Below are 7941 nucleotides of genomic sequence, written 5' to 3' on the forward strand. Positions count from 1 at the left end.
AACAGCGCGGTGACGGCCGACGGCGGCGAGATCGGCCGCGCGCAGGCGCTGCAGGCCCTGGCGGCGGGCGTCGCGCCGCATACGGATTTCAACCCCGTGCTGCTGAAGCCGACGAGCGATCGCGGCGCGCAGGTGATCATTCACGGCAAGGCGCGCATGAATCTCGATGCGCGTGCGTATCACGACTACAAGCCGGTCGCGTTCGATGCGGTGCTCGAGTCGTACGCGCGCCTGCGCGCCGGCTACGACACGGTGATCGTCGAGGGCGCGGGCAGCCCGGCGGAGATCAACCTGCGCGAAGGCGACATCGCGAACATGGGATTTGCCGAACGCGTCGACTGCCCGGTCGTGCTCGTCGCCGACATCGACCGCGGCGGCGTGTTCGCGCATCTGGTCGGCACGCTTGCGTGCCTGTCGGACAGCGAGCGCGCGCGCGTGCGCGGCTTCGTGATCAACCGCTTCCGCGGCGATTTCAAGCTGCTCGAACCGGGGCTCGACTGGCTGCGCGCGCAGACGGGCAAGCCCGTGTTCGGCGTGCTGCCGTACCTGCACGGCCTGCTGCTCGACGCCGAGGACATGCTGCCCGCACAGGCGCGCAGCGCCGCCGCACGCGGTGACGCCGGCGTGCTGCGCGTCGTCGTGCCGGCGCTGCCGCGCATCAGCAACCACACCGATTTCGATCCGCTGCGCGCGCATCCGCAGGTCGAATTCACGTACTGGAAGAGCGGTCCCGTGCCGGACGCCGACCTGCTGATCCTGCCCGGCTCGAAGAGCGTGCAGCGCGACCTTGCATGGCTGCGCGACGCGGGCTGGGACACGCTGATCCGTCGCCACCTGCGCTACGGCGGCAAGGTGATCGGCATCTGCGGCGGGATGCAGATGCTCGGCCGCACGCTCGACGATCCGCTCGGCCTCGAAGGCGCGCCCGGCAGCGTGCCGGGGCTCGGGCTGCTCGATTTCGACACGACGCTGCAGCCCGACAAGACGCTGAAGAACGTGACAGGGCATCTCGCGCTGCCGGGCGGGGCAGCCGTGCGCGGCTACGAGATCCACATGGGCGACACGCACGGGCCCGCGTTGGCGTCGCCTGCGCTGGCGCTGGCAGCCGACGCCGCGCAGGACGGCACGCGCCCGGACGGCGCGGTGTCCGACGATGGCCAGATCCTCGCGACCTACGTGCACGGGCTGTTCGACTCGCCCGACGCCTGCACGGCGCTGCTCGCGTGGGCCGGGCTCGACGGCGCGGAGCGGATCGACTATCCGGCGTTGCGCGAGGCATCGCTCGAACGGCTGGCCGACACGTTCGCCGACCATCTCGACCTCGACGCGCTGTACGCCGAGTTTCGTTGACGCGAGTCGGGCCGCGCTCGCTTTTTCCGCCGGATCGCGTACAACACAGGAGGGCGGATGTCCGCCTGGAGGAGTGCGACGATGAAGGCTCGATGGTGGTGGAGCGTGCTGCTCGCGGCGCTGCTGGGCGCGTCGGCGGTTGCGCACGCGTGCGATTCGTACGCACCGGGCGGCAGCCAGTCCGGTTCCGGCGACGCCACACAAGGCAAGAGCGGTTACTGAAGCAGGTTGCGGGGCATGATCGGTCATGCCCCTTTTTAGGTCTCAATTAATTCCACATGGGAATCAGTTAAAGCGAATTGTCGCGTTTATCGGTCGAATTGATTCGAATAGAGTGCAATCCATTCACACCACTCACGAAGGAATTCGCCATGAACCCCAATCGCCTCAACGATTTCGCCGCGACCCTGCTACGCGTCGCGCTCGGCGTGCTGTACCTCGCGCACGTCGCGCAGAAGGTGTTCGTCTTCACGCTGCCCGGCACCGCGCAGTTCTTTGCGTCGATCGGCCTGCCGGGCTGGCTCGCGTACCTGACGACGTTCGTCGAACTGGCCGGCGGCCTCGCGCTGCTCGCAGGCTTCCGCGTGCGCGTCGCCGCACTCGTGCTGCTGCCGTTCATGCTCGGCGCGACCGCCGCGCATCTGCCGAACGGCTGGAGCTTCGCGTCACCGAACGGCGGCTGGGAATATCCGGCGTTCTGGGCCGTCACGCTCGCCGTTCAGGCGCTGCTGGGCGGCGGCGCGTTCGCGCTCGGCGCACGGGAGGCCGCGATTCAGCGTGCGTAAGGGGTAAGTAAGCGCACCCGGGGCGGCGCAACCCGTTCCGGTGATACCCCGTTTGCCGATATCATCGCTCCCTGTATCCGCATTCGAGCGGCGCCTGCCATGCGGCGGGCGCCGCGCGGCTTTTTCGGGGGAATTCATGACGGTGATCGTGGTGGCGAATCCGAAGGGCGGCGTGGGGAAGAGCACGCTGTCCACCAATCTTGCCGGCTATTTCGCGGCGCAGGGTGCGTGGGTCGCGCTCGCCGACCTGGACCGGCAGCAGTCCGCGCATGCGTGGCTCGACCTGCGGCCGGCCGGATTGCCGGCGATCGAGGCATGGGCGCTCGATCCGGACGCACCGACGAAGCCGCCGCGCGGCCTCGAATATGCGGTGATCGATACGCCGGCCGGCCTGCACGGCAACCGGCTCAACGTCGCGCTGCAACTGGCCGACAAGGTGATCGTGCCGCTGCAGCCGTCGATGTTCGATATTCTGGCCACGCAGCAGTTTCTGGAGCGCCTCGCCGGCGAGAAGGCCGTGCGCAAGGGCAACGTCGAGGTCGGGATCGTCGGGATGCGGGTCGATGCGCGCACGCGCTCGTCCGACCAGCTGCACCGGTTCGTCGAAGGGCTCGGCCTGCCGGTGCTCGGCTACGTGCGCGACACGCAGAACTACGTGCAGATTGCCGCTCACGGCCTCACGCTGTGGGACGTCGCGAAGAGCCGGGTCGAGAAGGATCTCGAACAGTGGCGGCCGATCGTCGAATGGGCCGAGCGCCGGGCGCCGAAGGCAGAGAAGACGGAGAAGGCCGCCAAGGCGTCCTGATCGCGCGGCCGCCGGGCCGGCGCACGATGAAATGACGAAGGGCCGGATTCCGTCGAGTACGGAATCCGGCCCTTTGACGTCAAGCGGCGCGGCTACTCCCGCGCGCCAGGGCACGCGGGTGGCCGTTCAGGTCAGGTCCAGTTCTGCGTCGGCACGTGATCGCGGTGGCCCTTGATCTTGTTGCCGTCGTCGATGAACACGAGCTTCGGCTTCCAGCCGGCCTGCAGCTCGGCGTCGTCGACCATCGCGAATGCCGCGATGATCACGAGGTCGCCGAGCTGTGCGCGACGCGCGGCCGAGCCGTTCAGCGAGATCATTCCGCTGCCGCGCTCACCCTTGATCGCGTACGTCGAGAAGCGCTCGCCGTTGTTGATGTTCCAGATGTCGATCCGTTCGTTCTCGATGATGCCCGATGCTTCGAGCAGGTCTTCGTCGATCGCGCACGAGCCTTCGTAGTGCAGCTCGCAGTGCGTGACGGCCGCGCGGTGGATCTTCGATTTGAGCATGTGGCGCTGCATGGTGTCTCCGTGATGCGTGAGAGGCGCGGGCGGGGCGGCCCGTCAGATTTCCAGGTTGTCGATGAGGCGTGTCGCGCCGAGCTTCGCGGCCGCGACGACGACGAGCGGTTCGCCGGCTTCGAGCTGGGCCGCGTCCGGCGCGATCAGGTTCGCGCGGCGGCGGATCGAGATGTAGTCGGGCACCCAGCCGCGGCCGGCCAGATGCGTGCGGGCCATTTCTTCGAGCTTGCCGAGGTCGCGCTCGCCGCCGAGCACGCTTTCGCGGATGCGCTGCAGCGTCTTCGCGAGTTCGGGCGCTTCGCTGCGCTCGTCGGCCGACAGGTAGCGATTGCGCGACGACAGCGCGAGGCCGTCCTCGTCGCGCACGGTTTCGGCGGCGATGATGTCGACCGGCAGCGCGAGCTGCTGGCACATGCGGCGCACGATCATCAACTGCTGGTAGTCCTTCTTGCCGAACACGGCGACGCGCGGCTGCACGCAGGCCATCAGCTTCGTCACGACCGTGCACACGCCGGTGAAGAAGCCGGGCCGGAATTCCCCTTCGAGGATCCCGCCGAGATCGTCCGGCGGCAGCACGCGGTATTCCTGCGGTTCCGGGTACATGTCGCGCTCGGTCGGCGCGAACAGCACGTAGACGTTTTCCTTCTGCAGCTTCTCGATATCGTCCTGGAGCGTGCGCGGATACTTGTCGAAATCCTCGTTCGGGCCGAATTGCAGCCGGTTGACGAAGATGCTCGCCACGACCGGGTCGCCGTGCTGGCGCGCGAGGCGCATCAGCGACAGGTGCCCTTCGTGCAGGTTGCCCATCGTCGGCACGAACGCCGTGCGGTTCTGTCCGCGCAGCTGGTCGCGCAGTTCATGGATCGAGCTGATGACTTTCATGATCGGGTAGCGGGTTCCTCGCGCTGGCGCGCGTTGGCGCCGCAGCAGCGGCGTCGGGGTCGAAGCGGAGAACGCCGGCGCGCGGGCGGCGCATCGGGCGTCGGCGGATTGTAGAGGATTTGGCCGCCAAACGCATCGAAAAAAGAACGGTCGTTCACTTTTTAATCGGGCGTGCCGGCAACCACTCGCGCGGCCGTGCAGGACTGCGGTGAGGCGGCGAGTGTGCCGGGATGACTCGGGAGAACGGAAAGGGCGGGCGCGGGCGTTACGCGGGCAGGTACGCGAGACGCACGTAGATCGGCGCGAACGGCTCGGCCTGCGTGATCTCGAGGAGCGACTCGCGTGCGAGTTCGAGCATCGCGATGAAATTCACGACGACGACCGGCACGCCGCGCGACGTGTCGAACAGCTCGGCGAATTCCATGAAGCGCGCGTTCTGCAGCCGGCGCAGGATCAGGCTCATGTGCTCGCGCACCGACAGCTCCTCGCGGGAGATCTTGTGGTGCTGGACGAGCTTCGCGCGCTTGAGCACGTCGGCCCATGCGGCGCGCAGGTCGTCCGAATTCACGTCGGGGAAGCGCGGCGTGACGCTCTGCTCGATGTAGACCTCGGCGCGCAGGAAGTCGCGGCCGAGCTGCGGCAACTGGTCGAGCCGCTGCGCGGCGAGCTTCATCTGCTCGTACTCGAGCAGGCGGCGCACGAGTTCGGCGCGCGGATCCTCGGCTTCCTCGCCGGTGTCGGCCTTCTTGACTGGCAGCAGCATCCGCGACTTGATCTCGATCAGCATCGCGGCCATCAGCAGGTACTCGGCCGCGAGCTCGAGGTTCGACGTGCGGATCTGGTCGACGTAGCCCAGATATTGCGCGGTGACCTGCGCCATCGGGATGTCGAGCACGTTGAAGTTCTGCTTGCGGATCAGGTAGAGCAGCAGGTCGAGCGGGCCTTCGAAGGTCTCGAGGAAGATCTCGAGCGCATCGGGCGGGATGTAGAGATCCTGCGGCAGCTTGAAGAGCGGCTCGCCGTACAGGCGAGCGAATGCCGCGACACCGTCGACCGTGTCGGGTGTCGAATCGGCGCCCGCGGGCGCGGCGATCGCGTCGTCCTGCCGGGCGGCGCTGGCCTCGTCTGCGGCGCTCACGTCGTCAGAAGTTCTGGTAGTAGACGTACGACGTTTGCTTCACGCGCGATTCCTGCTGCTCGGCGCGCTCTTCGAGGTCGATCGGCTGCTTGTCCCACAGCAGGGAACGACCCTTGCGCTGCTCGTCCTCGAGCGTCGGCTTCTGCTGCTTGAGCTGGTTCAGGAACTGCGTGACATCGGACTGGTACGGCATGGCTGGGTTTTCCGTTTCGGGCGGCGCACGATGCGCCGGATTCACGATGGCGGGATTTTACCGCATCGCGGGAACGGCCGGCGTCAATCGCGCGTCGAATCCGCGGGCTGGCGCGCAGCCGGCACCCGGAAGCGCGCCGTCACGCATGACGCAGCGGCCACGCCCGCACGCGCAGCGGTTTACAAACATTAAGCTTTGGTGCCAGTACCCTGTGGTCAAATACAGGGTTTTCCACAAAACCGTGACAACCGAGGGCGAGGTCATATTTGGCGGGGCAGTCGAACCAGCAAGCACACACGGCACATGACGCGGGCCCGCGCGTGGAACGCAATCGCGCCGCCGCCGCGGCTCGCGCCGCGCGGGTGACCCTCGCGGGTTGCCTTGCCGCGTGCTTCGCGCTGCCGGCCCACGCGAAGTACGACGTCGACATCGACGCGCCGCGCTCGGTTCGCAAGCTGCTCAAGTCGCATCTCGATATCGCGCGCTTCGCGAAGCGCGACGACATCAGCGACGACCAGTTCGACTTCCTCGTCACCGCCACGCCGCAACAGGTGCGCGACCTGACCGCGACGGCCGGCTATTTCTCGCCGGTCGTGCGCACCGACGTGCGCACGCGCGACGGCAAGCGCGACGTGCGCATCGCGGTCGATCCGGGGAAGCAGACGATCGTGTCGAGCGTCGACCTGACGTTCAAGGGGCCCATCGACACCGAGGATCCGAAGCAGGAAGCCGCGACCCGTTTCGCGTTCTCGCTGAAGCCGGGTGACCCGTTCACGCAGTCGGACTGGGACGGTGCGAAGGGCGCGGCGCTCAAGCAGTTGCAGTCGCGCCGCTATCTCGGCGGGAAGATCGCGTCGTCGGAGGCGCGCATCGATCCGCGCACGCAGCGCGCGACGCTCGCGGTCACGTTCGACAGCGGCCCGACGTTCACGATTGGCAAGGTCGACGTCGACGGCGTGCGGCGCTATCCGGAAAAGATCGTCACGAACGTCAATCCGCTGTCGGAAGGCGAGATCTACGACGTGCAGCGCATCACGGAACTGCAGCGGCAGTTGCAGAACACGCCGTATTACGCGAGCGTCGCGATCGACGTCGGCGACGATACGGCGAAGCCCGAGCGCACGCCCGTGCACGTGAAGGTCAGCGAGTTCCCGTACAACAACATCCGCGGCGGCGTCGGCTTTGCCACCGATACCGGGCCGCACGTGCAGGGTTCCTATACGTATCTCGACACGTTCGGCGCCGCGTGGCCGCTGACCGTGTCGGGCCGGCTCGACCAGATCCAGCAATACGGGCAGGTCCAGCTGTCGATGCCGCCGGGCGAGAAGGGCTGGACCAACAGCGTGCTTGCGTCGTACACGAACACCAACGTGTCGGACACGCGCATCTACAGTGCGCGGGTCGGCGTACAGCGCACGCGCACCGGCCAGTTCATCGACTATTCGTATTCGCTGATGTACTACCAGGACCGGCTCGACCAGAACGGCGCGGGTCCGACCACGAGCCGCGCGCTCGTGCCGCAATGGGCGTGGACGCGCCGCAACGTCGACGATCCGCTGTTTCCGCGTTCGGGCAACCTGATCCACGCGGAGGCCGGCTTCGCGATCAAGGGCGTGGCGACCGACCAGAGCTTCATTCGCGGCTACGCGCGCGGCCAGCAGTACCTGCCGATCGGCAAGCGCGACCTGTTCGTGTTCCGCGCGGAGCTCGGCGGTGTGTTCACGAGCGGCAGCTCGACCGGCGTGCCGGCGTCGCTGCTGTTCCGCGCGGGCGGCTCGAACTCGGTGCGCGGCTACGGCTACCAGAGCATCGGCAACAGCGTCGACGGCTCCGTGCTGCCGACCAAGTACCTGATGACGGGCACCGCCGAATACCAGCACTGGTTCAACCGCGACTGGGGCGCCGCGACGTTCTTCGACATCGGCACCGCCACCGATGCGTGGGGCGAGCGCGTGTTCTACCCGGGTGTCGGCATCGGCGCGCGCTGGCGCAGCCCCGTCGGCCCGATCAACGTCGACGTCGCGTACGGGTTGCGCAACCATAGCGTGCGCCCGTACCTGACGCTCGGCATCGCTTTCTGACCGTACCGCTTCACCGACGACGAACCGCATGACGAAGGATCCGAACGACACGCCGCCTCACGATCCGGACTCGCCCGACAGCGCGCCCGACGCTCCCCCGCGCGCAGATAGGAAGAGCGTCGTGTAGCGACAGGGTGCGCGCACGCGTGCAGATCAGCATCGGCGGCGTCACATTGAAAAAAACCAAAA

Annotated in this window: 9 protein-coding genes; 5 read left to right on the forward strand and 4 right to left on the reverse strand. The window is 67.4% G+C overall.

Annotated elements, in window-relative coordinates; genetic code table 11:
* The 4 genes from G3N93_RS29470 to G3N93_RS29485 all read left to right on the forward strand — a co-directional run.
* A partial coding sequence (locus tag G3N93_RS29470; RefSeq protein WP_206134537.1) for a cobyric acid synthase occupies positions 1–1350 on the forward strand: 1350 nt, incomplete at its 5' end.
* An 81-nt stretch (positions 1351–1431) separates the two neighbouring features.
* Positions 1432–1572 carry a hypothetical protein gene (locus tag G3N93_RS29475; RefSeq protein WP_167316019.1) on the forward strand — a complete coding sequence of 47 codons (141 nt, stop codon included), beginning with the start codon at positions 1432–1434 and terminating at the stop codon, positions 1570–1572.
* Between the two features lie 149 nt (positions 1573–1721).
* The gene (locus G3N93_RS29480) at positions 1722–2135 is read left to right on the forward strand and encodes a DoxX family protein (protein WP_174941617.1); all 414 of its coding nucleotides are present in this window, start codon (positions 1722–1724) and stop codon (positions 2133–2135) included.
* A gap of 136 nt (positions 2136–2271) precedes the next feature.
* A complete protein-coding gene (locus G3N93_RS29485) occupies positions 2272–2940 on the forward strand; it encodes a ParA family protein (protein WP_174942073.1) in 669 nt (222 codons plus the stop codon).
* Between the two features lie 131 nt (positions 2941–3071).
* On the opposite strand, the gene panD is transcribed toward G3N93_RS29485, so the two are convergent.
* The 4 genes from panD to G3N93_RS29505 all read right to left on the reverse strand — a co-directional run bounded on the left by panD (position 3072) and on the right by G3N93_RS29505 (position 5671).
* A complete protein-coding gene (panD, locus tag G3N93_RS29490; protein WP_174941621.1) occupies positions 3072–3458 on the reverse strand; it encodes an aspartate 1-decarboxylase in 387 nt (128 codons plus the stop codon).
* A 42-nt stretch (positions 3459–3500) separates the two neighbouring features.
* Entirely contained in the window at positions 3501–4340 is an 840-nt protein-coding gene (gene panC, locus G3N93_RS29495) for a pantoate--beta-alanine ligase (RefSeq protein WP_206124110.1), read from the reverse strand.
* Between the two features lie 265 nt (positions 4341–4605).
* Positions 4606–5478, reverse strand: coding sequence for a ScpA family protein (locus tag G3N93_RS29500; RefSeq protein WP_011352890.1), 873 nt, complete (start codon positions 5476–5478; stop codon positions 4606–4608).
* A 4-nt stretch (positions 5479–5482) separates the two neighbouring features.
* Positions 5483–5671, reverse strand: a complete 189-nt coding sequence (locus G3N93_RS29505; protein WP_011352889.1) for a DUF3460 family protein — start codon at positions 5669–5671, stop codon at positions 5483–5485.
* A gap of 266 nt (positions 5672–5937) precedes the next feature.
* On the opposite strand from G3N93_RS29505, the gene G3N93_RS29510 reads away from it, so the two are divergent.
* Positions 5938–7752: an autotransporter assembly complex family protein gene (locus G3N93_RS29510; protein ID WP_174941625.1), complete on the forward strand. Its 1815-nt coding sequence runs from the start codon at positions 5938–5940 to the stop codon at positions 7750–7752.
* Positions 7753–7941: the final 189 nt, after the last annotated feature.

Origin of the sequence: Burkholderia sp. Se-20378 (assembly GCF_017104665.1) — a bacterium.
In the GTDB taxonomy this organism is placed as follows: Bacteria; Pseudomonadota; Gammaproteobacteria; order Burkholderiales; family Burkholderiaceae; genus Burkholderia; species Burkholderia lata.